Genomic DNA, 23,561 nt, shown 5'->3' on the forward strand with positions numbered 1-23,561 from the left:
GGGTCCGCTGGGCGGCCGAGGGGTGTGCCGGACGTGCCAGGTGCGTCGGCGCGGCGGCACCGAACCCCACGGCGACCGCCAGGCCGACCGTTCCGACGACCGAGGCTAGTGCCGTGTCAGGCAACGTTCGCCCGTCAAGGAGCGGCGTTCGGTGCGTGCTCTCTGGGGGTCCCCCCTGCTCGAAGAGCTTGGGGGAGTGCCGGGCGGAAGCCCTCGTACTGGATGTACGTGGGCTTTCGTCCGGTGCGGCGAGTGGGGGTCCCCCCTGCTCGCAGAGCTTGGGGGAGCGTGCCGGGCGCCGCGACGGGGCGAACGTTGCCTGACACGGCACTAGCTTGCTGAGCGTCATGGTTCCACCTTCGTACTGAGGGCTGTTGACCCTGATCGGCTTCGACAGCACGGATGCTCCTCGGGCCCGTTCCCGATCGATTCCCGGACCGGTACCGGGCCCGCGGAGGTGAGCCGCAGGGGGAGGGAGCGCAGGCCGTTGACCACGATGGATTCCAGGTACTCGGGTTCGCCGTCGAGGGTCACTTCGCCGACCTGGGCGAAGAACTCCCGTAGTACGGCCTGGATCTCCAGCTTCGCCAACTGCCTGCCCACGCAGTAGTGCGGGCCCGCGCCCAGCGCGAGGTGGCGGTTCGGGGAGCGGCGGATGTCGAAGACGTCGGGGTCGGTGAAGTGCGCCGGGTCGCGGTCCACGGAGGTCAGCCAGCACACGACCAGTTCGCCCTCGCGGATCAGCCGCCCGCCCAGCTCCACGTCCCTGGTCGTCCGGCGCATGATGTGCGTGGCGCTCGACGTCCACCGGAGGATCTCGTCGATCGCGGTGCCCGCCAGGTTGTCGAAGTCGTCGCGCAGCAGCGCCAGTTGGTGCGGGTTGCGCAGCAGGGCGAGCATGCCGCCGGACATGGCGAGCCGTACGTTCTCGGTCCCGCCGACCAGCAGGTTGTCGCAGTTGAGGACCACCTCGTCCACGGGCAGGAGTTCGCCCTGGTAGGTCAGGGTGGCCAGCACACTGACCAGGTCCTCGCCCGGTCGCTCACGGCGGCGCTCGACCAGGTCGCCGAAGTAGTCGAGGATCTGGAGGTGGGCGATGCTGCGTTCCTCGGCCGTGCCGGCGCAGAACGCGTCCGTCGACCACTCCACGAGGAACGGCCGGTCCTCGTCGGGAATGCCCAGGAACGAGCAGACGACCTCGAGGGGCAGCTTCGCGGCGACCTCACCGACGAAGTCGATCCGCGCGGCCTCGACGGCCGACCGCACGGCCGCGTGCGCCGCCGAGTCCAGGAACTCCGACAGCCGCCGCAGGTTCCTGGGCGCGAACCAGCCCGCGACCGCGCCGCGCAGCGCCTGGTGGCGTGGTGCGTCGGACAGGGCCAGGGTGCGGTTGCTGCCGGGGTCCTCGCCCTGGGCCAGCGGGCGCAGCAGGATGCCGGAGGACGAGCTGAAGGTCTCGGCGTCCCGCAGCACCTGCTTCACCTCGTCGAACCGGGTGAGCGACCAGAAGGCGGGGAAGACGCCGGGCTCATGCCGCACCACGGGCGCGTTCTCCCGCATCCAGCGCCAGAGTGCGAACGGGTTGCCGTGCCGGTAGGTCTCGCCGTCGAGGAGCCGGGCGATGTCGTCGATACTGTGGCGGGTGTCGCTGCTGTGGCGGGTGTGGGGGACAGTGGTGTGGAAGGTGTCGCTCACGATGCCTTCTCCCAGGAACGGTGGCCGACCGGATGCGGGTACCGCGTGTGCCGGGCGAGTTCGGCGGCGATCAGCCCGACGGGGGGACGCTCACGCAGGTAGAAGTGCCCGCCCGGCGTCACCACCGGGACGAACGCGCCGTCCGTGTGCTGCCGCCACGGCCGGAACCGGGCGCGGATCTCCGGGATGTCGTCCGCGCCGACGACGGCAACCAGCCGAGCGTCGATCCGCTTGCCGACGTGCTCGTGGTAGTGGGCGACCAGACGGAGGTCTTCCTTGATGTAGTCGAGGATCAGCTCCAGCAGCTCCTCGTCCTGCCGGATCTGCGGGCTCAACGGCTCGTAGCGTTCGAGGTAGCGCAGGACGTCCGCGGTGTCCTCGTACGGGACCGGTGGCCGCAGCGCGGGCGCGGCGGCGGACGAGACGACCAGCGTGGGCGCCTCGGCTCCGGCGTCGCGCAGACAGGCGGCGACCTCGAAGGCGACGTACGCGCCCATGCTGTGCCCGAACAGGAGGGAGTACCGCTCGCCGCCCGCGAGGATCTCCTCGGCCACGGCCTCGGCGAGTGCGCGCAGGTCGACCGGTGACTCGTCCAGGATGCGGTCCTCCCGCCCCGGGTACTGCACGGCGTGGACCCGGGCCGTGGGCAGCAGCGGCTGCCAGGGCCGGAAGAACGAGGCGCAGCCGCCGGCGTGCGGGAAGCACAGCACGGCCGGGCGCGGGTCCTCGGGCTCCGTGCGCTGCGCGGGGTCGAGTGCCCGGATGGCGGTGGCCGGTGCGGCCGGGGGCCGCCTCATGACCGCGTCAGCAGGTCGACCTGCTGGGGGATCGTGCCGCAGCGGTACACCTGCTTGACCCCGACGGGCCGTCCGGCGATCTTCCCGAGGGCGCGGGTGAGCTTGAGGATGGTCAGGGAGTTGCCGCCGAGGTCGAAGAAGGTGCCCGACTCGCCCTCGCGCACCGGGACGCCGAGGATCTGCTCCCAGGCCTGTGCGACGCGACGGGCGAGGGCGTCGTCCGCGCCGACGGCGGTGGCGGGGGCCGCCTCGGCGGTCGCGGTGCGCGCCGTCACCAGCAGGGCCGCCCGGTCGATCTTGTCGTGCGCGGAGCGGGGCAGGGAGTCGGTGAACAGGATCCGGTCGGGGACGACGGCGCCACCGAGTGTCTCGGTCACGAACCGGCGCACGGACGCCGCGTCGACCTGCGCGTCGGCCGCCGTGCCCGCCTCCTTGACGACGAAGGCGTAGCAGGTCGATGTGTCGGGGTCGTGGGCGACGGCGGCGGAGTTGATACCGGGGTGGGCGGTCAGCGCCTCCTCGATCGTCTCCAGGTGCACCCGTACGCCGCGGATCTTGACCTCGTTGTCGAGCCGTCCCACGAACTCCAGTTCGCCCTGCTGCGACCAGCGGCCGAGGTCACCGGTGAGATAGACACGTACGGTCGGCCCGGTCCCGGTCGCCATGTCGACGAACTTGGTCCTGGTCTCCCGCTCGTCGGCGACGTATCCGCGGGTCACGCTGCGGCCGGAGATTGCGATCTGGCCGACCGCGCCCTGCGGGACCTCGCGCAGACGCTGGTCCAGGAGGTGGACGGTCGTGCCCGGGACCGCTCGGCCGATACTGGGCTCGGCGGGCTTGTCGTAGACGCGGTAGGTGGACCAGACGGTGCACTCGGTGGGCCCGTACTCATTGCCGAGGCTGACCGCGGGCAGCAGCGCGAAGTGCTGGTCGATGACGCTGCGGGAGAGCGACTCGCCCGCGCACACCACCAGTCGCAGCGAGGCCAGGTCGCGGGCCAGGGGCTCGTTCTCCCGTACGGTGTGCAGGAGTTCGGCGTAGAAGCTCGGCACCGTCAGGGTGTGTGTCACCTTGTGCCGGGCGACGAGTGCGACCAGTGCCTCGGGGGAGCGCCGCTCCTCCTCCCCGGCCACGACCAGCGTGCCGCCGGCCGCGAGGGTGCCCCAGACGCCGGCCACCGACGAGTCGAAGTGGAACGGCGAGAGCAGCAGGAAGACGGGGGTGCCGAAGCCCTCGTAGACGGCGAGCCGCGCGGCGTTGGAGACGGCCAGGTTCTCCTGGGAGACGGACACGCCCTTGGGCCGGCCGCTGGTGCCCGAGGTGAAGAGCACGTACGCCTCGTCGTCCGGCACGGGTACGGGCATGGGGTCGGCGCTCTCCCGCGGGTACGCCCGCTGCCGTCCGGTCAGCGGATCGAGCACCGCGAAGACCCCGGAGGAGGACCTGATGTGCCGGGCGGTGGCCTCGGGTGCCTTGGGGTCGAGGAAGACGAAGGACCGGCCGGACAGCCAGACGCCCAGTGCCTGGGTGACGGTGGCGAGGGTCCGGTGCGACAGGATCCCGATCCGGCGGGGTCCGGCATGGGGGCCGTCTCTGCTGACCGTACGGGCCAACGTCGAAGCCGACGTCACGAGTTCGCCGTACGAGAGCGTGTCGCCGCCGCAGATCACGGCGGGGCGGTCCGGGTGCTGTTCGGCCTGTTCCAGGACCGCGTCGCAGACGCGCTGTTCAAGGCGGGGCGGGTCGAACTGGTCTGATATCGCGCGAAGTTGGAGTCTTGTCATGGAGGGAATCCTCCGCATCGCCTTCCGGAATCCTTCCCGGCGGGCTCCGGGAACGGATCGGGAATGCCCCGGTACCGCCTCTTCCTACGTTTCGGCTGTCGACGACCGACTGTGCCACGAGGGAAAGGGAAGCGGTGTACACCTCATTCGCGGAGAAGCTGTCGGAACCGGATCTCATAGACTTGGGCAACAACATCTACGTGGTCCGCTTCGAGGTCATGAAGGTGACCTCGGTCCGTGCGGCGGTCAGGGACCTCCTGGACCGTGGTGTCATCCGCCGGGGCCAGACCCTGGTGGACAGCTCCAGCGGTATCTACGGCCACGCGCTCGCGCTGGTCTGCCGTGAACTGGGCCTGAAGTGCCACATCTTCGCGTCCATCGCGGTCGACGCGGCCATCAGGACCCAGTTGAAGTATCTCGGGGCGACCTACACCCAGGTCCCGCCCTCGGGTGACGACGGGCTCCAGCACGACCAGGAGACCCGGGTCCGGCTGGTCCACGCCTACTTAAAGGACAACCCGGACGCGTACTGGATGCAGCAGTACCACGACGACGTGCACTACATCGGGTACGAGAGCGTCGCCAACTCCGTGGTCAAGGAGCTGGGTTCGCAGGACCTCACGCTCGTCGGCGGGGTCGGGACGGGCGCTTCCACCAGTGCGATGGCCCGCTATCTGCGCCAGGCCGGCTGTGACGCCCGGGTGATCGGCATCCAGCCCTTCGGCAGCCGTTCCTTCGGTTCGGAGGCCATCCCGCTCGACGGGTTCATCATCGCCGGGATCGGCAGCGGGATCCGGTTCGGCAACATCGACTACCGCGCCTACGACGACATCCACTGGATCAACTTCGATGTCTCCGCCGCGGGCTGCCGCCATCTGCTGTCCACCACTGGGGTGTTCGCCGGTCTCTCCGCGGGGGCGGGCTGGCAGGTCGCCAGGCACGTCCGCGCGAACGAGCCCACCGGAGGGCCCGTCGTGTTCCTGGCCGCCGACCCCGGACACCGCTATGTCGACCGGGTCTTCCCGCCCGACGGCCCCATCGAGGACGACCCCGACTACCGCCCCCGGATCATCACGGACCTCGCCGACATGACCGGCCCCTGGTGCGCCATGGACTGGACCCGGCGCTCGTACGACGTCCAGGACGACCTGCCGGTCTACCCGCTGCGAGCCTGAGCCCCTCCCCCGCGACCGGCCACCGCCCGGCCCCGGACGACCCGCACTCCCCCACCGGACATCAGCCCGGTATCCCACTGTGAGGCCAACTCCATGACCAACGTCGCTGTCATCAACTACGGCCCGAAGAGCGACTACGCCGCCATGCTGCCCGAACTCGCGGGCCGCCTCCATGTGTTCAGCCACCACGAGCTGGCGAACACCGAGAGCTTCGCCCACTACGAGTACGTACCCGACTGCGAGTTCGTCCCCTACGCGGAACTGCGTATCCGGCAGCTCGCCGAGGAGCAGCCGTTCACCCATCTCATCACGGACAACGAGTACGACCTGGAACGGGCCGCCCGTATCCGCGAGGACCTGAAGATCCCCGGCCAGTCCTCGGGCAGCGCGTTGTCCTTCCGCGACAAGGCCGTGATGAAGGAGGTCGCCCGACGCACCGTGCCCACCGCCGAGTTCGCCCGGCTGGAGACGATCGTCGACCTCACCGACTTCATCGCGGCCCACGCCTACCCGGTCGTGGTCAAGCCGGTGAAGCAGGGCGGCTCGCGTGACATCTCCGTGCTGCGCGGCGCGGAGGACCTGCTGGAGTTCAGCCGCCGGCACTGGCGCGAGGACCTCATGGTCGAGGAGTTCGTCCAGGGGCCGATGTACCACGTGGACGCCGTACTGGCGCCGGGGTACCGGTTCGTGGCCTCCTCGCGCTATGTGCGCAGTTGTCTCGGGGTCTTCTCCGGGCAGAACAACGGCTCGATCCAGCTCCACCCCGAGGACGCGTTCGCACGACGCCTCGAGGACTTCTTCGACCGCGTGCTGGAGGCGTTCGACACCCCCGAGGTCAGCGCGTACCACCTGGAGGTGTTCCACACCCCCGACGACGAACTGGTGCTGTGCGAGATCGCCTCCCGGGTCGGCGGCGACCGTATCCCCGCGCTCACGCGCCTCACCTACGGCGTTGATCTGCACGGCAGTTGGCTGCGCCAGTCCTGCGGGCTGCCGGTCGATCCGCCACCGGCCGCCGCGCCCGCCCAGGTGCACGGCTCCCTCTCGATCCTGCCGCAGGGCCGCCCCGTACGCGCCCCGCGGCGCCCCCCGTTCCCGTGGGTGCGGCGCTACGAGGTCAACGACAAGCTCGCGCCGGGCGCGGTGGCGCAGAACAGCACCTCGTTCCTGTGCTTCGTCATCGTCGGCGGCCGTGATCTCGCCCAGGTCGAGCAGCGGCTGCTTCAGGCGGAGGCCTGGCTCATGGAGCACCTGGAAGAAGTCCCCACGTCATGAAGACCTGGCGCCGGACGTCGTCGGACGGGCGCGCGCTGCTGCTGGCCGTGCTCGTCACCGGGCTCACGACGTTCATGTTCCTGCCGCTGCTGGCCATCCACTTCACCGCCGAGGGCCTTCCCGCCGGGCGGGTGGGCTTCCTCGTGGGGCTGCTCGCGTTCTGCAGCCAGGGCTTCTCCCTGGTGTGCGGGCTGATCGTGGACCGGCTGGGCCCGCGCGCGGTGCTCATCAGCGGCTTCGCGCTGCGGATCGTCGGGTATCTGCTGCTCGCGCTCGGGGACGGCGGCCGACTGGTCCCGCTCGTCACCGGTATCGCGGCCATCGGCGTGGGCGGCTCCCTGCTGGGGTTGACCATCAAGACGCTGCTGGTGCGGGAGGACAGTGTGGAGCCGCGCGAGATGCTCGCGCTGCGCTCGACCTTCGTGAACGTCGGCGTGGTCGCCGGACCGGCGCTCGGCGCGGCCGTCTATCCCCTCGGCTTCTCCTACATCCTCGCCGCCTGTGTCCTCTCCCATCTGCTCCTCGGCCTCCGGCTGACCCTGCGCCCGGCGGCGAACGACCGTCCCGCACAGCGGACTTCGCCGGCGACGGCGACGGACGCGCCGTCCGCCGCCGCGACACCGCAGTGGGCACGCTGGCGTTGGGTGCCGCTGTGTCTGCTCGGCGTCGCGTTCTGGGCGATCTACAGCCAGCTCAACGTGCTGATGCCCATCACCGCCAAGGAGTTGACCGGCAGCACCGGGGCGAGTTCGGTGGTCTTCACGCTCAACGGTGTCCTGTGCGTCCTGCTCCAGTACACGCTGCTGCACCATGTGTTCGGCAAGGCCACCACCCGTACCCTGCTCGCCGTCGGCTTCGTCGCCTTCGCCTGCGCCTACGCGGTGTTCATCCCGCTGGCCGGATGGTCCTCCCTGTTCGCGTTCGTCCTGCCGGTCACCGTCGCCGAGATGCTGATCGCGCCCAGCCTGGACGAGCAGGCCGTGAAGGTCAGTTCCGCCCGACGCACCGGACTCGCCCTCGGCACGATGAGCGCCGCCGGAGCCGTCGGCAGCCTCCTCGGCTCCAGCCTGGGCGGCTATCTGCTGCAGACGCTGCACGGTGACACGGGCCTGTGGCTGGTGCTCGTCGTGTTCTCCCTCGTCGCCGCAGCCACCTGTTTCCTCCTACCGAAGGTGCACCCGCAGCATGCCTGACATCCAGCCCACAGCCGTCCTCCTCAACCCCCGCGACCTGGTCGTCACCGCCGCCCAGAAGCTCGGCCTGTCCATCATCGTCGTCGCCGACCCCGAGGCACCCCTGCCCGACAACACCCCCCAACCCGTCCTGCGCATCCCCTGGACGACCGACCTCGACGCGCTCGTGGAACAGTTGCACGCCCTCGAACTGCCGTCCCCCGTAAGCTGCTTCGGCTTCGGAGAGCTGGGCTCCACGGCGTCCGCGGTCGTCAACGCACGCCTCGGCTGGCCCGGCAACCCGCCCGAGGCACCGGCCGCGTTCAAGGACAAGGCGCGGCTGCGGGCCGCGGTCGGCGACCGGGCCGGCGCCCCGGTCGCGTACGTCACCTGTACGGCGAAGGACGAACTGCCCGCCGCCATCGAGCGGATCGGCCACCCCTGTGTGGTCAAGCCCGTGGACGGCACCGGCAGTTCGGGCGTGCGCTACCTGGCCGACCGGGAGGAGACGGAGCGCTACCTCGCCGCCCTGCGCTTCGACACCCCGCACATCGTCGAGGAGTTCCTGTCCGGCGCCGAGTACAGCGTGGAGGCGCTCAGTACGCAGGGCGGTCACCGCATCCTGGCGATCACTGAGAAGACGACCACGGGCGCGCCCCACTTCGTGGAGACCGGACACACGCTGCCGGTACGGCTGGACGCCTCGGCCGAGGCGGCGATCCGCGACCTCGTCACCGGGATGCTGGACGCGGTCGGCTACCGCTACGGCCCCTCGCACACCGAGATCATGCTCACCGCGGGCGGCCCCCGCCTCATCGAGTCGCACGGCCGCCCCGGCGGCGACCGGATCAGCGATCTGCTGTGTCTCGCCCTCGACGAGGACGTGTTCGCGCAGACGATGGCCACCGTGCTCGGCCTGCCCGCGCCCCCGGCCGCCGCCCACCAGCGGGTGGCCGGCATTCGCTTCGTCACCTTCGACCGTACGGTCCCGATGCCGGGCATCAGTACCGAACTGGTCGCCTCGCTGCCTGGTGTCGCCGAAGTCGCCATCACCGTCGAGCCCGGCCAACGGCCGCCGGAGGTCCGCCAGTCGGGCGACCGGCACGGCTTCGTCGTCGCCACCGGCAGCACCCGCGACGAGTTGGAGACCAACCTCGCCCGCGCGGTGCGCACCCTCACCGCGACCGCCTGACCGCCCTCGGCCCGTTCCCCCTCGAACCGTTAGGTGCCCATCGTGTCGTACAAGATCCTCGTCCTCGTCTCCGAGGCCTCCTCCTTCGCGCTCGACAACCACTCGATCATCCCCAGCGCCCTCTACCGCGAGGGCCACGAGGTGCACATCGGTGACATCGACACCCTCGGTGTGCACGACTCCGTCGTCGTCTGCGACCGTATGCAGGTCACCGACGAGTTCACCTCCGGCGGCGACTTCCCTTCCCTGAGCGAAACCGCCGCCTCCGCCGAGGAGTTCGACCTGGTGTGGGTGCTCGCGGGCACGCACCCCGAGGCGGGCAACGACTCCTTCCTGCTGCTGTGGCTGCTCAACCAGCGGGTGCCGTTCGTCAACGACGCCTCCGCCCTGTTCTTCCTCAACACCAAGACCAACCTCGTCGCCATCGTGCCCGGCGAGCACCTGCCGACGTCGTACGTGACCAACGACTTCGACTTCCTGAACAACCTCGTCGAGTCCGACCCCGACCGCTCCTGGGTCGTCAAGCCGACCAACGACGGCTGCGGCGCCGATGTCTTCGTCGTCAACAAGTACGACCGCAACCGCTCGGCGCTGCTGGGCTCGGCCACCGGCAACGCGGCCTCGCGGTACGGGCGTTACGGCCGCGACATCATCGGCATGGCCAAGCGGCACGCCGCCGTCCAGGAGTACATCCCCAACGTCCGCGAGAACGAGAAGCGCGTGATCATCGCCGGTGGCGAGCCGGTCTCCGGCTTCCTGCGCTTCCACCCCGAGCACGACAACCGCTCCAACGCCACCCTCGGCGCGCGCTTCGAGAAGCTCGAACTGACCGAGGAGGAAGACCGGTTCGTGCGTGCGCTGGGCAAGCGGCTGATGGACCTCGGGGTCTTCTACTCCGGCATCGACATGGCGTACCCGTACGTCATCGAGGTCAACATGGTCAATCCCGGCGGCCTGAGCTACCACCAGCTCGCCACCGGCGAGGACCGCTCCTCCGAGGCCGTCGACACCGTGCTGGCGGCCCTGCGTACCGCCGGGAAGCTGTCGTGAGCGCCTGGTCCTGGCTCGACGCGCGGGCCGTGGCGGCATGGGAGGACTTCGCGTCAGGGCCGGAGGCCGAACCCGACCGGGAGCGGTTCGGCAAGGCGCTCCAGCGGCCCGACTGGCAAACCGCCTACCCGCCCCAGGTGTTCACCGCCGAGGCCGCGGCGGAGACCGCCACGACAGGACTGCGCCTGGCCGAGCTGATCTCCGGCTTCCCCCGCAGGGTCTTCGGCGACGACCTCGAAGCATGGGCCGCCTACCTGGGCGTACCCGCCGAGGATGCGGCGCTCATGACCGAGGCGCTCCGTCGGCCTCGGCTGCGGCGGGTCGCCACCGCCTTCATGCGCCCGGACCTGGTGCTGACGGACGACGGCCTGAAGCTGGTCGAACTGAACGTGGCCACCTCGCTCGGCGGCCTCAGCACCCTCGCCCCGTACACCGCGGCCACCCGCGCATCGGCCTACGCCGCGTTCCTCGCGGAGCGCGGAATGCCCCTCGACGCACCGGACACGGCGAAGACCTGGCTGGAGGTCTTCGCCGGGCTCGTCCGGGCCCGTGGCGCGGGACCGCTGCGGGTGTTCGAGGCCACCGCCGACCCGGCGGACCTCGACGGTGGGCGCCGCTTCTTCGTGGACATGCTGCGCTCCGCCGGTCACCACGTCCGCTGCGGTCTCGTCACCGACCTGCAACTCGGCGACACGGGCGTCACGTTCGAGGGCGATCCGATCGACGCCGTCTTCACCGCGTACACCTGGCACGAGACGAAGGCGTTCGTACCACCCGCCCTCACCCGTCGGCTCATGGAACTCGACAGCGCGGGCCTGGTGGACTTCATCGGGTCCCCGGCCGCCGCCCTCTACGACAACAAGGGCAACCTGGCACTGCTCCACGACCCCGAGTTCACCGGACTGCTCACCGCCGAGGAACGCGCCCTGGTCACCCGCTCCATACCGACGACCGTCCGGCTGCGCCCCGACACCCTGGACCGCGCCCTCGCCGACCGCGACCGGCTGATCTGCAAGCCCGCCTCCGCGTACGGCGGCAAGAACGTCGAGTTCGGCTCCGCCCTGGGCGAGCGGGACTGGCGCACCCTCTTGGAGACCCGGCTCGCCGACACCGACGAGCGCTACATCCTCCAGGCCCGCCAACACCCCACCACCGTACGGCTCCCGGGAGCACCGTCGGCCACCGAACGCGAACTGGTCCTGGCACCCCTCGTGTTCGGCGGTACCCACGCCGGGGTGTTCGTGCGCCATGCCCCGGCACGGCCGCAGTCCACGATCAACGCGTCCAACGGCGCAGAGGTGGCAGCCCTGTTGACTGTCCGGGAGGAGTAACGCAAGGCGGCTAGCCAGTCGTTGCCAGCCGGGAGCCCGCCGAGGTGCGGCGGTAGAGGACCGCGCGTCCGTCGCGGGCCCGGGTGACGAGTCCCGCCTGGTGCAGGACGCCCAGGTGGTAGGAGACCGTGGCGGGGCTGAGGAAGTGGCGCTTCGCGAGTTGTGTGGTGGAGGCCGGGCGCGCCAACGCGGTGAGCAGACCGGCGCGGGTCGGGCCGAGCAGCTTGGCCAGTTCGGCGGAGGGAGGCACCGCGGCGGTGGCCCGGTCGGGTACGGGGAAGACCAGCATGGGCGGTCTGCGCTCGCCGCACACCGGGTCCACCGCCACCGCGGGTCGGGGCGCCACCAAGGAGGGCACCACGATCACCAGCGGCACGGGCATGGCCACGGTGAAGGGGCTGTCGACGCGCAACGCGCCGTCCTGCCACGCGATGTCGGGGTGCAGCGAGTTGAACAGTCCGGCCGCGCCGTGCCGGGCCTGGACACCGGCGCATCGGTCGACCTCCGCTTCGAGCGTGGCCTTGGCGGTGTCCCAGTACGGGGCGAAGGCCAGGTCCCAGTAGCACCGTAGTTCGTCCGCGACCCGCCGGGCGACCTGTGCTCCGCCGCGCGCCATGGCCCGCCGTACCTCGGGGCGCAGTCGGCCGCCGGGCAGACCGCTGTCCGGGCGGCCCGCGACCAGCGCCGTCAACTCGGCCAGCACACGGTCGGGCGGGGTGTTGCGGACCCGCTCCAGCTCGTCCTCGACCGAGGGCGAGGGTCCGGCGGGGAGCGGGTTGAGGAAGTCCGGTACGTATCCCCCGCCGTCCAGGGCCAGTTCGGACAGCAGGGGTAGTCGCGCCCGGCGCAGCACGCGGCGGGCGCGCGCGACCCAGGGATCGGTGTGGCCGTTCGGGCGTACGCCCCAGGGGAGCAAGGTCGCCGCGACCTCGTGCAACGGCGAGACGGCGAAGCGGGAGCGAGCCAACCCGGCTGCGTCCACGACGAGTTCGATCACGGGTCCTCCCCTGCCGCTCCCGCGTCCCCTTCGAACCTGGTCGAATCCTCGCACGAACGCTCGCTCTCACGGGCGTGTCCGGCGCAGTCTGGTGTCAGCGGGGATGCGGCAGATGCGGCAGATGCGCGGGATCCGAAGGACACGAAGGACACGAAGGATCCCAAGGATACGCGGGGGCCCGGGGACATCGGGGTGCCGTACGCGTCCGCCGGAGCGGATACGGGGACGAGAGGACACGGGGGGGTGCGGGGGATGTGGCGCAGTCGAGGAACCCGGAAGGGGCGCAAGGCCCGTACGGGTAGGAGACCCGCAGGCCTGGGGGCGGTCGCACTGGCCGCCGCCGGCCTGCTGACGGTGTCGGGGACCTGTACGTCCTCGGCACAGGACGGGGCAGCCGCGGCACCGGCGGGACGGAACGGGGGGCTCTCCGGCGCCGCGGCCTGCCCTGACACGAAGGGCTTCACCTGCGCCACGCTGACCGTCCCGCTCGACCACCGCGGCGGCGTGCCGGGGACGTTGGGCCTCAAGGTCGCGATGGCGGACAACGTGAAGGCCCCCAAGGGGGTTCTGCTCTTCCTGACCGGCGGTCCGGGCGAGCCGGGCGTCCCGTTCGTCGAACGGCTCAGCGACCGTCTGAGTCCGGTGCTGAAGGACTACCGCCTCGTCCTGATCGACCAGCGCGGTACCGGGCCCAATGCGCTCCCCTGCCCGGAGCTGCAACTGCAGATGGGGTCATCGGACCTCACGCCTCCCACGGCCCGGGCGGTGACGGACTGCGCCGCGGCCATCGGTCCCCAACGGCGCTTCTACAGCACCACCGACACGGTCGCCGACCTCGAACTGCTGCGCAAGGCGCTGGGGGTACGGAAGGTGACCCTCGACGGCGTCTCGTACGGCACGTACACCGCGGAGCGGTATGCCCTGGCCCATCCGCAGCGCGTGACGCGGCTGGTGTTGGACTCGGTGGTGCCGCAGACGGGGTACGACCCGATGGACCGTGCCGCCCTGCGCGCGGCCCCGCGCGTGCTGACGGCGGCCTGCCGGGCGACCGGCTGCACTACGGACCCGGCGGCCGATCTGGCCGAGGTGGTACGCCGGTACGGCCTCGGGGTCGATGTGATCGACGCCCTGACCACCTGGGAGTTCGTGGACCCGGACTACGCGGCGATGATCGACGCGCTGCACCGGGCGGCAGGCGGTGACCCCGGCATGCTGCGCGCACTGATAGCGGGGGCGCGGCAGGGCGGCGCCATGAGCGCCGAGGAGCTGAGCCAGGGGCTGCACGCCGCCACGCTGTGCCTGGACGGACGCTACCCCTGGGGCAGCTCGGACACGCCCGTGGCGGGTCGGCGCCAGGCGCTGGAGAAGGCGGGCGCGAAGCTGACTTCCGCCGACTACGGCCCGTTCGACGCGGCCACGGCGACAGGCCTCGGCTCGATGCTCGCTTGTCTGCACTGGCCGCGTACCCCGGTCCCGCCCCTGCCGCCGCAGCACCGCAAGCTGCCGGGCGTGCCGGTCCTGCTGCTCGGTGGGGACCGCGACCTGTCGACGCCTCTGGAGTGGCTGTACGACCAGAAGAGACTCACGCCGCGGGCCCAGGTGGTCGTGGTGCCGGGTGCGGCGCACTCGGTGCAGAGCAGGGCGGGCAACGGCCGTCAGGCGGTGTTCGACTTCCTGCTGGGCCGGCGCTCAGGGGCCTCTGAAGGCTGACAGATGGTCGGCGACCCAGTCGGCGTACGACCTGGCCGGTCTGCCGGTGACCTCCAACACCGTCGGTGCGACAGCCGACTTGGCGTTCTCCTCCTGGCGCCGGGCGCTCTCCAGCAAGGCCTCGACCACGGTCGGTGGGTACCTTCTGCCGAGGAGCGCGCGGGCGGCGTCGAGCCCGAGTTCCTCGAAGGCCAACTCGATGCCCAACTGGCGCCCGAGTTCCCGTGTCTGGTCGCGGGCCGAGAGGGGCTCGGGCCCGGTCAGGGTGTAGGCGCACCCGGTATGCCCCTCCTGCGTCAGCGCGCGCACCGCCACCTCCGCGACGTCCCGCGGATCGACGCACGCGTTGCGTGAGGTGCCGTTCAGCGCGCGCACCACGCGTTCCTCGCGCACCGAGGGTGCCCAGGCGAGCGTGTTGGACATGAAGGAGCGGGGGCGCAGCAGGGTCCACGCCAGCCCGGAGGCACGCAACAGGCCCTCGGTGGCGCGCTGTTGGCGGGTGATGAGGTCCTGTGCTCCCGCATCGTTCACGGCCGCCGCGGACAGCTTCACCACGTGTCGTACCCCGGCCGCCCGTGCGGCCCGGACGAACCGCTCGTCATCGTCACCGATCCGGTTGGTGACCAGGAACGCGCGGCTCACCCCGGCGAGCGCACGGGCGAGGGAGGCCTCGTCCGCGTAATCACCCGCCACGACGTCGGCGCACGGCGAGGCCCCGACCACCCGCGCGGGATCCCGGGCGAGGATACGGACGTCCCGCTCCGGGCCGAGGCAGCGGACCACCTCGCGCCCGATGGTTCCCGTAGCTCCCGTCACCAGGATCACGACCCGTCTCCCTTCCTTCCGCCGCCTTGATGTCCGCGGGCCAAGTGCCTTGACCTGCCGCAATATAGGGGGGCAAGTCCGGCGATACTGCTACGGCGAGAACCGCACATCCGTTCTCGGCGGCGCCTGCTCGCGACGTCGGCGGCGTAGGACTGTCGAAATTCTCGCGCCGGTCAAGGCGTGGTCCGGGCAGGATGCGCCTGTGAACCATGTTCTTCTCGGGCTCGCTGCGAATGCGGCCCTGCCTGCGGAGTCGGTCGACCGTCTGATCGCGATCGCGGACGCCGACGTCACCGGGTTTGGTGACATCGGCGACCTCGCGGGCGAGTTGGCCGGTCGCACGGACCTCAGTCATGAACAGGCCGTCGCGTTGGTCTCGCGTGCTGAGGAGTGCGCTGCCCGGCTGGCCCGAGCGGGTCGGCTGACCGCCGTCGACATCGATCCGGTGGCACAACCGCGCGCCGCCCTCGCCCTGTTGTACGAGGGTGTCGGCAGCCCGGAGTGGGCGCGCCTGCTCGCGGCTGATCCTGTCGTGGAGCGCCGGGAGGAGTTGGCCGCGTGCCCCGACCTCCCGCCCGACGTGGTCAGGACGCTCGCCGCGGACTCGGACGTACGAGTGGTCGTGGAACTCGCGTTGTGGGCCGCGCCGGAGGTGACGGGCAGGCTCGCGGAACATCCACACGCCGAGGTGCGCCGTGCGGTGGCGGTCAACGAGGCGACGCCCCCGGCCGTCCTGGCGGCGCTGGTCACCGGCGAGGGGCTGCCTCCCGCTCGGCGGTGCCTGGTCTGCGACCGCGAAGAGACTCCGTTCGTGCACGATCCGCACTGCCCTCGGCTCGACTGCGAGCTGCCGCCGGGCGCCTCCTGCGACGGCTCCCACGAGTCCACGCTGCATGCCCTACAGCAGGCGGCGCTGCGGAACCCGGCGACACCCGCCGACGCCGTCGTCGACTTCGTAGGCCACCCTTCCATGCTGCTGCGCTGGGCACTCGCCGCCCGCCCCGGTCTGCCCCCGGAGGTGTACGGGCAACTGGCCGCGGACCCCGTTCCCGGTGTGCGCGCCGACCTCGCCGAGAACCCCGCGATCGGCGACGCCCTGATCCGCGGGTTGGCCGAGGACCGTTCCTCCGACGTGCGGCGCGGTGTCGCGTTCAACCCTCGCGTACCGCTCGACGTGCTCATCCGTCTCGCCGCTACCACCAAGATCGGAGACGTACTGGTGCCGAGGATCGCCTCCGCCTCCCCCGCCGAGGTCGAGGAGCTGGCCCGGTCGGCGCACCCGGCCGCGCGGATGCTGCTGGCTCAACGCCGCGATCTGCCGCGCGAGGTCCGCGACGCGCTGGTCCATGACCGCGACGCGAAGGTGGCCAGGTCCATCGCGGCGCACCCGGGCTTGTCCGAAGGGCAGTTGCGCACCCTGGTCGACCGACACGGGGCCCGGGTCCTCGCCAAGGTGGCGGCCAACCCGGACGCGTCTCCAGCTCTGTTGGACGACCTGGCCCGCCACGAACCTCCGGTACCAAGGGCGTTGAGAGAGATCGCACGGCACCGTCACGCGACAGCCCCGGCGTTGGTCGTCTGTCTGACCGACGATCGGGCGAGACCTGTAGCGGCCGGACACCCGGCACTGCCGCCGCCCGTCATCGTGGAACTCCTTGCCGACCAGGACTGGCAGGTGGTCCAAGCGGCAGCCGCCAACCCGTCGCTGCCACCCGCCGTGATGTCGGACCTGCTACGCGGGCTGTGAACACCCGGCCTACGCGGACTGTGAGCACCCGGCCTACGCGCGCTGTGAGCGCCCGGCTCGCCCTCGACCCCGCCGCGCCTGCCGCCGCTCGGCAGAGCGACGGCGGGGGGCCGGGTCGCCGGTTACGCGGTCGTCAGGATGTCATGGATCGTGCCCCGTTCCGGGCCGCTCGGGTCGAGTCCTGCGAGTCGGGTGTACAGGCGCTGCCAAGCCTCGTCGTCCGTCGCGGGCAGATGGGTTCGGACGAGTTCCGCGAGCTTGTCGACCGCCTCGACGGCCTGGGGCGGGGCATCCGGCCTGAGGCGTGCCTCGGCGAGGTAGCGCAGGACGCAGGGGCCGAGCCCGGCGTCGTGGAGGAGGTCGTCGGTGCTGATCACTTCGGTGGTCAGCAGGTCTTCGAGTTGCAGGTTCGCCGCATCCGGGTTGGCACTGAAGGACAGCCCGGAACGTACGAGGACCCTGGCCACCTCGGGGCGGTCGGTCTCCGGGCGGTGGCGGCGGTGGTCCGTCTCGATCGCGTCGGTGTGCCGCGCGGCCACGTCCAGCGGGGTGTCTTGCCGATTGACCATCTGCGGCCAGAAGCGGAACGGCTCGCGGGCGTGCTCGACCTCCAGGAGGTCCCAGTCGAGCCGGGAGAAGATCCGCATCAGCCGGTCGGCTTGATCGGAACCGGCCCTCGAACCCAGGCGACGAAGCCGCGACACCAGCTTGGGCGTCGTCAACTCCCGCTCCACGCGGGCCTCCAGAGCCGCCAACGGATCGGGGGCGGCCAGTGCCGTCCGGCAGATACGCGCCGCGCCCGGCGACACCCTGCCGCTGGCGAGCAACGCGGCGAGCCGCGCCGGGCCGCCCTGCCTGAGCAGGTTCAGACAGCCGGTCAACTGCTCCGGCATCTTGAACTTCGCCTGGTGGCTGCTGGCGAACGCGGCCTCGATGAGCTCGGGTTCGATGGCATGGAGGCAGTCGGGCAGGGCGTTCCACGGAATGCGGTCGACGAACGGTGCGAGCGGCACCGCGGGGTCGGTGAGGGCCGCGACATGTTCCTCGGCGTGGATGTAGAAGTGCACGCCCAGCACGGCGAGATGGATGTCCGGGTCGCCGACCGTGAGCAGGCGCAGGGCGGTTCGCGGAGTGAGGTCGATGCCCTCGGCCACGGCCCGCAGAGCCTCTCGGTCATCGCTGCGCAGCAGATGTTCCAGGACCTCGCGCGGTGTGCCGTGCCGCAGGGCCACGGTGTATCGGGCGAGCGCCAGGCGTGTACCGGCGGGCAGCACCGGTATGAGGACGTCGAGCGTATCGGCGTCGCAGCGTCGCAGCACTTCGCCTGCCGGCCACCACCATCGCGCATAAAAGAGCAGGTCCTCGACCTTCTTGCTCGTCAAGTCCTTTGCCGGTACGAAGCGTTCGGGGTCGGCCGCGTCGATGTCCTGGGATCGCTTCACCAGTTCCGGCCAGCCGAGGAAGGCCGACGGGCCGTCGGTGTCGGGCGCGCAGTCCTGGTCGACCACCGTGAGCAGCCGCAGCCAGGCATCGGTGTCCGCGCCGAGCGAGGCCTTGAGGTGGGCCTGGAGTTCGCGTTCGTAGGCGCGGCGAAGGCGTCCGTACTCGAACCTCTCGCGGACGGGCATCGTCCACCGCGCCGGGTACGCGGCCAGGATCTCCGCCGGGGTGAGTGTCCCGTCGAGATAGGCGGCCGACAACTCCGCACACATCACCAGCTTCGCTGCCCAGCGAGGAAACGGCGATTCCACCTCGTCGCGGAGCTGTTCCAACAGCCGGTCGCGACCGATGGGCACGGTACGGCGCGGCGCGTGCGGGTGGTCGACCGGGTAGTCGCAGCGTCGCCATGCCTCGAGCAGCCACTCGGGACAGCCGTTCGGACCAGGCCAGTGGGAGAAGTGGGTACGTCCGAGGAATCCCACGGCCATGTCGTCGCGGGGCAGGGGCGGTTCGACGCCACCTTGCTCCACCGCGAGTTGCCGCAGCAGGTCAATGGCGGCGACCGCCGCACGGTGCACTTCCTCGAACGGTGCGCGGTCCGGGACTTCCTTCACGAGTTCTCCCCCTGCTGATCCATGGGACTTGCTTCCGCTCAGTCTCCAGGAACGGCTTCCAGCAGGCCAATTGACGCCCATGCAACTGCTTCTTCCTGTTGCGACGCGTGGCACACGCCTGACACGATCCTGACTTCACTGATACCGAAGTGAGGCTGGAACATGAACGACGCCCCGGACCTGGACACCCCGGACCTGGACACCGCGGACCTGGAGACTCCGGACCTGGCCTTCGCCCGAAAGGTCCTGGCGGCCCAGCCGTTCAGCGTTCTGCTGGGTACCCGGCTGGTGTCCTTCGGTGACGGTGAGGCGACGCTGGAACTGGACATCCGCGAGGAGCTGCGCCAGCAGTACGGATACGTCCACGGCGGCGTCCTCAGCTACGCGGCGGACAACGCGCTGACCTTCGCCGCCGGCACGGCATCCGGGAGCAGCCCCCTCACCGCCGGGTTCACCATCGACTATCTGCGCCCGGCCACGGGCGAACTCCTGCGCGCCCAGGCCAAGGTGATCCGGGCGGGCCGCACGCGCGCCGTCTGTCGCTGCGAACTGACCACCGTGGACGGCGACGGTGTCGAGACCCTGTGCGCCGTCGCACAGGGCGCGATCTCCTACACGGGCACGTCGAACGGAGAGGTGCGCGGCGCCTCCTGACGGCCGGTCACCAATCGGAGAGTCGGATCAGGCCGGGACCTGGAGCGCCCGCAACAGCATCGGCAGCGACGCGTGCAACTCGCGCTCCCAGTAAGGCCATGCGTGGGTTCCCGATCCGTAGAAGTTCGTGGTGAGGTGCTTCGCGCCGACGCGTCGGAGTTCCGTGGCGAGGGCCTGGTTCTGCCGGTCGAAGTCCGCTTCCAGCTCGCTCGTGGTGCCCGGCGCGTCGAGCGGACCGGTGGTGCCGTCACCGCACGACAGGTACACCGGGATCGACTTGAGCCGCTCGGCCAAGTGGAAGGGATCGTGCGCGGCCCACACGTCGCGCTGGGCGACCGGGTCGCCCCAGACCCGGCGCGGGTCGTCGCCCTGCCCGGCGAAGTACCCCATGATCCGGTCCACCGACTCGTCGTTCAGCAGCGGATGCACGGAACCGGAGTACGCCGCGGCGGCCTTGAACATACCGGGATGCCGGGCGGCGTACAGCAGGGCGCCCTGGCCGCCCATGGACAGGCCCGCCACGACGCGGTGGGAGCTCGCTCCCCAGTCGTGTTCGAGGAGGTGGCGCAACTCCTCGGTGTGGAAGGTCTCCCACGCGGGGTCTCCGCCCTGGCCGTAGTTCCACCAGTCGCTGTACCAGCCGTTCCAGCCCGCCTCCGGCATGACCACGAGCACGTTGCGCAGACTGTCGGTCCGGGCCACGTCCGTCCGGCTGGTCCACGACGTGTAGTCGCCGCAGCAGCCGTGCAACAGCCAGAGAGTAGGCCAGTGTCGACGCCGGTCCGCCGGGTTCCAGCCGTCGGGTGTCAACAGACGGACCTTCACCGTGCGCCCGCCCAGGGCCGCCGACCGCACCGACAGGTCGACCTGCCGCTCGGCGACCCGCGTGACTCCGACGACCTCGGCGCCCCGAGCCGAGGAACCGGGCACGGCCGCCTGCCCGGCCGACGGTGCCGTGGCGGCGGCGAGCGCCGACGGGGCGGACGACAGGGTGAGCAGCAACGCGGCGAGGAGAAGCAGGAGTCGGGGACGGCGGCGATACGAGGCGGCGGCGGTGGCGGTGGCCGTCATGCGGCTCCCTGAGGTCGTCGGAGAGGGGTCGGCCGGTTCAGGACCGACCCGGTCAGGAGCGGTGGGGAACGGTCGGCAGGATCAACAACGCGTCGCCGACGGGGCGTTCACCGGCGGCGTCGGAGGGATGGTTGATGACCTCGCCGCCCGACACCATGGTGGTCGAGCCACCGCCGTCGAGGTTCATCGCGTCCCGCAGTCCGAGCGCGCGGGCGACGGCGGCGCTCTCGGGGATGCTCAGGCCCAGCGAGTCGGTACTGCGGCCGTCCACCGTCACGAGTACCGTCCTGCCCTGCGCGTCCACCCCGGCCAGCGTGCGCGGATTGCGCTTGTGCATCCAGCCGTAGTAGAAGCTCGGGTTGTCCGGCTGCACCATGCCGTCGGCCGCCGCCGTGATGTGCGGCCGTCCGTCGCGGACCAGTTCGGGACCGCCGTTGACGATGTCCGTGTCCGGCGACGGGGACAGCGTACGGCCGCGCTCGTCGCGCAACGTGCTCTCCACGCGCAGGGGTCGGCCTGTGCGCGCGAGGCGGGTCAGTTCGGCGACGCGGTCGCCGGTCGCCTGGACGGAGCTGCCGCCCTTCGGCAGTGCGCCGCCGCGCGGCGAGCGCAGCTCCTGAACTCGTCCCGTGCGGTCGAGTACGGCTTCCACGCCGTCACCGTGCGGGGTGCTCGCGCCGAACTCCGGTGTGAACGCGACGAGTTCGTCGGCGTTCGTGCAGGTGAAGTCGTGCCGAGGCTGTTCGGTGGGCAACTCCCCCTTGGCGCCACCGCAGTTCCTGATCAGGCCGGGCACGCGGTCGACTCCGTTCAGCGGGAGCGACATGCCCTGCCCGGCGACCCGTCCCTTCCAGGTGAACCGGCTGATCCCGGTGTACTTGCCCGAGCCATGGAGGACGAGCGCGGGGCGTCCGTTCACCGTCTCGCTCAGCAACCTCCCGTCGTAGACGCCGACACCGGCCGGATCGCCCGGTGCTCCCGCGTTCGGATCGAGGACGAAGAACCCGGCGTTGACGGCGGCGATCGCCCCGGCCTTCGCCGCCAGTTCGCCGGTCTTCTCACGGTTCTCGAGGTCGGGGCCGTAGGACGCGGTGAGTTCGCCCTTGAAGTGGCGTGGGTCGATGGTGAGTACGTCGATGCGCCAGGGGCCCCGGTCCCCGGCCCGGCCGTCCCAGCCGGTGTACACGGCGGATCCGGTGTATCCGGCGGCGCTCAGACGGGTCCGCTCGGCCGTGGCGGCGGACTGCCCGGCGAAGTCCCCCACCCTGACCCGCCATCCCAGTGTGCCGCCCGCGTAGTCGGCGACCGCGGGAGTGGTGACCTTCTCGGCGCGGGCGTCGAACCCGTCGTGCCGCAAGCGTGCGACCAACTCCTCTGCGCTGACACGGTCGTTGAGCGCGGTAGGCGGTGCGTCGGGGTCCGGCGACCCCGCGCCGCCCGGGATGGCGACCTCGACGGTCCAGGTCAGCGCGGGGGTGTCGGCGCCACGCACGATACGGGTGAGGGTGACACCGGGTTGCAGGGTCCGGGTGCTCCGGGTCTCGGTCAGATCGGCGGCGCCCAGCGGGAGCCCGGGGACCGTGTGCCCGGGTCGCGGCGCGGCGGACGAGGCGGGTACCGGTAGCGCGCCCACGACGGCGCACAGCGACAGGACCGTACACGTACCGAGCAGTCTTCGGTTCACGTCTCCCCTTGGATGGAACGACGCAGCCACGGTGCGCGTGACGAGGGCTGTGCGTCAAGACGTGTGCACATCGATCAGGGGGACACGGGTGACGGAGGCGGGGCGCGGCCGGGTGGTTCAGGACCCTGCCTCCTCGGGAAGCTCGGCGGTGCCGAGGATGTGGGTGGCGGCCGGGAGCGGGATGCGGGTCTCGGGGAAGGCGAACGTCTCCACCTGGGTGAGGATGAATCCGGCCGTGGCCATGGCGGTTCGGGTGTCGCGGCCGGTGTGGCAGCCACCGGCCAGCAGCGGCCAGAGGGTCGCGTCCATCGCACGCTGGACGCGGCGCATCCCCGGTGTGTCCGCCCGGACGTGCTCGAAGAAGCGCAGTCGGCCGCCGGGCCGCAGGACGCGGCGGATCTCGCCGAGCGCCGCACCCTGGTCGGCCACGGAGCACAGGGTGAGGCAGGCCACGACGGCATCGAACGAGGCGTCGGGGACGGGGAGTTGCTCGGCACGGCCGTCGACGACCCGTACGTCGACGGGAGCCGTACGGGCCGCCTGTTCCGCGAGGCCGCGCAGCCGCGGCTCGGGCTCGACGGCCAGCACCTGTCGTACTTCGGACGGGTAGTGGGGGAAGTTGAGTCCGTTGCCCGCGCCGATCTCCAGGACGGAGCCGGACAGTTCGGCCAGGAGCCGTCTGCGGTACCGCGTGATGCCCGCCTTCTCCAGGCCGGGCCCCACCACCCTGGCGTAGTAGCGGGCGAACAGGGGGTGGCGGACGCTCTGTTGGGCCATGGTGGGCACCGGCTTCCTCTCCGACACGGAGTCCGACGACGTGCGGGGTTGCGGTGATGGTGGGTCAGCGGTGGTGCGGCGGGTGGGTTGGGGGTGGGGGAATGGTACTCACGCTGGGCGCCGGTTCGGGCCAGACGAGCAGCACCGGGCAGGGTGCGTGGTCGACGACGAAGCGGCTGGCCGGTCCCAGGCTGTGCGGCCCGAGATGGCTGTGGTCGCCGTCGCGGGCGAGGATCAGCAGATCGGCGTCCACCGCGGCGTCCACCACTTCGCGTTCGACGCGGCCGGTGCGCTTCATACGGGTGCACGGGCGGTCGAGTCGCTCCGCCGCGGCATCCAGCAGGTGCTCGGCGGAGGCGTCGGCCAGGTGTTCAAGACGGGTACCGGGGTCACGCTCCGGGCTCGCGCGGCCGAGCAGTCCGGCGTAGGCGCCGTGCGCCACGCCCGGCGCTTCGGGGCCGGTGACATGCAGCAGCGCGATCTCGGCGCCTTCGGGCGCCCAGACGCGGGCGGCGTCGACACAGGCCGGCCAGGTGCCCTCGACGATCCAGGCGATGACGGACATGGCTGA

General features: G+C 71.1%; 19 protein-coding genes. 9 read left to right on the plus strand and 10 right to left on the minus strand.

Going from position 1 to position 23,561, the window contains the following annotated elements; all coding sequences use genetic code 11:
* Positions 1–345 precede the first annotated feature (345 nt).
* Genes NGF19_RS21635 through NGF19_RS21645 form a run of 3 tightly spaced genes read right to left on the minus strand, consistent with a single transcriptional unit; the run spans position 346 to position 4,276 of the window.
* Complete coding sequence (locus NGF19_RS21635) at positions 346–1,695, minus strand: cytochrome P450 (RefSeq protein WP_252426728.1); 1,350 nt, start codon at positions 1,693–1,695, stop codon at positions 346–348.
* Complete coding sequence (locus NGF19_RS21640) at positions 1,692–2,492, minus strand: thioesterase II family protein (protein WP_252426729.1); 801 nt, start codon at positions 2,490–2,492, stop codon at positions 1,692–1,694. Before NGF19_RS21640 ends, NGF19_RS21635 begins: the two co-directional genes overlap by 4 nt.
* Positions 2,489–4,276 (minus strand): non-ribosomal peptide synthetase, encoded by a 1,788-nt coding sequence (locus tag NGF19_RS21645; protein WP_252426730.1) that lies wholly within the window; start codon positions 4,274–4,276, stop codon positions 2,489–2,491. Before NGF19_RS21645 ends, NGF19_RS21640 begins: the two co-directional genes overlap by 4 nt.
* A gap of 134 nt (positions 4,277–4,410) precedes the next feature.
* Between NGF19_RS21645 and NGF19_RS21650 the strand changes: the two genes are divergently transcribed.
* The 6 genes from NGF19_RS21650 to NGF19_RS21675 all read left to right on the plus strand — a co-directional run bounded on the left by NGF19_RS21650 (position 4,411) and on the right by NGF19_RS21675 (position 11,471).
* Positions 4,411–5,451 (plus strand): pyridoxal-phosphate dependent enzyme, encoded by a 1,041-nt coding sequence (locus tag NGF19_RS21650; RefSeq protein ID WP_252426731.1) that lies wholly within the window; start codon positions 4,411–4,413, stop codon positions 5,449–5,451.
* Between the two features lie 93 nt (positions 5,452–5,544).
* Positions 5,545–6,726: an ATP-grasp domain-containing protein gene (locus NGF19_RS21655; protein ID WP_252426732.1), complete on the plus strand. Its 1,182-nt coding sequence runs from the start codon at positions 5,545–5,547 to the stop codon at positions 6,724–6,726.
* Positions 6,723–7,919: an MFS transporter gene (locus NGF19_RS21660; RefSeq protein WP_252426733.1), complete on the plus strand. Its 1,197-nt coding sequence runs from the start codon at positions 6,723–6,725 to the stop codon at positions 7,917–7,919. Before NGF19_RS21655 ends, NGF19_RS21660 begins: the two co-directional genes overlap by 4 nt.
* On the plus strand, positions 7,912–9,090 hold the full coding sequence (locus NGF19_RS21665) for an ATP-grasp domain-containing protein (protein WP_252426734.1): 1,179 nt from the start codon (positions 7,912–7,914) through the stop codon (positions 9,088–9,090). The genes NGF19_RS21660 and NGF19_RS21665 overlap by 8 nt, the downstream gene beginning before the upstream one ends.
* Positions 9,091–9,132: 42 nt before the next feature.
* Positions 9,133–10,140: an ATP-grasp domain-containing protein gene (locus NGF19_RS21670; protein WP_252426735.1), complete on the plus strand. Its 1,008-nt coding sequence runs from the start codon at positions 9,133–9,135 to the stop codon at positions 10,138–10,140.
* Complete coding sequence (locus NGF19_RS21675; RefSeq protein ID WP_252426736.1) at positions 10,137–11,471, plus strand: hypothetical protein; 1,335 nt, start codon at positions 10,137–10,139, stop codon at positions 11,469–11,471. The genes NGF19_RS21670 and NGF19_RS21675 overlap by 4 nt, the downstream gene beginning before the upstream one ends.
* Positions 11,472–11,481: 10 nt before the next feature.
* On the opposite strand, the gene NGF19_RS31000 is transcribed toward NGF19_RS21675, so the two are convergent.
* On the minus strand, positions 11,482–12,468 hold the full coding sequence (locus NGF19_RS31000) for an ArsR/SmtB family transcription factor (protein WP_252426737.1): 987 nt from the start codon (positions 12,466–12,468) through the stop codon (positions 11,482–11,484).
* A 252-nt stretch (positions 12,469–12,720) separates the two neighbouring features.
* Here NGF19_RS31000 and NGF19_RS21685 point away from each other — a divergent pair, with 252 nt between their 5' ends.
* The gene (locus NGF19_RS21685; protein ID WP_252426738.1) at positions 12,721–14,178 is read left to right on the plus strand and encodes an alpha/beta hydrolase; all 1,458 of its coding nucleotides are present in this window, start codon (positions 12,721–12,723) and stop codon (positions 14,176–14,178) included.
* On the opposite strand, the gene NGF19_RS21690 is transcribed toward NGF19_RS21685, so the two are convergent.
* Positions 14,158–15,003: an NAD(P)H-binding protein gene (locus tag NGF19_RS21690; RefSeq protein ID WP_252426739.1), complete on the minus strand. Its 846-nt coding sequence runs from the start codon at positions 15,001–15,003 to the stop codon at positions 14,158–14,160. The genes NGF19_RS21685 and NGF19_RS21690 overlap by 21 nt on opposite strands.
* 202 nt (positions 15,004–15,205) lie before the next feature.
* Here NGF19_RS21690 and NGF19_RS21695 point away from each other — a divergent pair, with 202 nt between their 5' ends.
* Positions 15,206–16,750 (plus strand): DUF2336 domain-containing protein, encoded by a 1,545-nt coding sequence (locus NGF19_RS21695; protein WP_252426740.1) that lies wholly within the window; start codon positions 15,206–15,208, stop codon positions 16,748–16,750.
* Positions 16,751–16,872: 122 nt separating this feature from the next.
* Here NGF19_RS21695 and NGF19_RS21700 read toward each other — a convergent pair whose 3' ends face one another.
* Positions 16,873–18,804 carry a hypothetical protein gene (locus NGF19_RS21700; RefSeq protein ID WP_252426741.1) on the minus strand — a complete coding sequence of 644 codons (1,932 nt, stop codon included), beginning with the start codon at positions 18,802–18,804 and terminating at the stop codon, positions 16,873–16,875.
* Between the two features lie 162 nt (positions 18,805–18,966).
* Between NGF19_RS21700 and NGF19_RS21705 the strand changes: the two genes are divergently transcribed.
* Positions 18,967–19,458 carry a PaaI family thioesterase gene (locus NGF19_RS21705; protein WP_252426742.1) on the plus strand — a complete coding sequence of 164 codons (492 nt, stop codon included), beginning with the start codon at positions 18,967–18,969 and terminating at the stop codon, positions 19,456–19,458.
* Between the two features lie 27 nt (positions 19,459–19,485).
* Here NGF19_RS21705 and NGF19_RS21710 read toward each other — a convergent pair whose 3' ends face one another.
* From NGF19_RS21710 to NGF19_RS21725, 4 genes are all read right to left on the minus strand, one after another.
* A complete protein-coding gene (locus NGF19_RS21710; protein ID WP_252426743.1) occupies positions 19,486–20,529 on the minus strand; it encodes an alpha/beta hydrolase in 1,044 nt (347 codons plus the stop codon).
* A 52-nt stretch (positions 20,530–20,581) separates the two neighbouring features.
* On the minus strand, positions 20,582–22,213 hold the full coding sequence (locus tag NGF19_RS21715) for a phosphodiester glycosidase family protein (RefSeq protein ID WP_252426744.1): 1,632 nt from the start codon (positions 22,211–22,213) through the stop codon (positions 20,582–20,584).
* 117 nt (positions 22,214–22,330) lie between these two features.
* Positions 22,331–22,990, minus strand: coding sequence for a class I SAM-dependent methyltransferase (locus tag NGF19_RS21720; RefSeq protein ID WP_252426745.1), 660 nt, complete (start codon positions 22,988–22,990; stop codon positions 22,331–22,333).
* Positions 22,991–23,054: 64 nt separating this feature from the next.
* Entirely contained in the window at positions 23,055–23,555 is a 501-nt protein-coding gene (locus tag NGF19_RS21725) for a universal stress protein (RefSeq protein ID WP_252426746.1), read from the minus strand.
* Positions 23,556–23,561: the final 6 nt, after the last annotated feature.

The organism is Streptomyces macrolidinus (assembly GCF_023887685.1).
Taxonomy (GTDB): Bacteria; Actinomycetota; Actinomycetes; order Streptomycetales; family Streptomycetaceae; genus Streptomyces; species Streptomyces macrolidinus.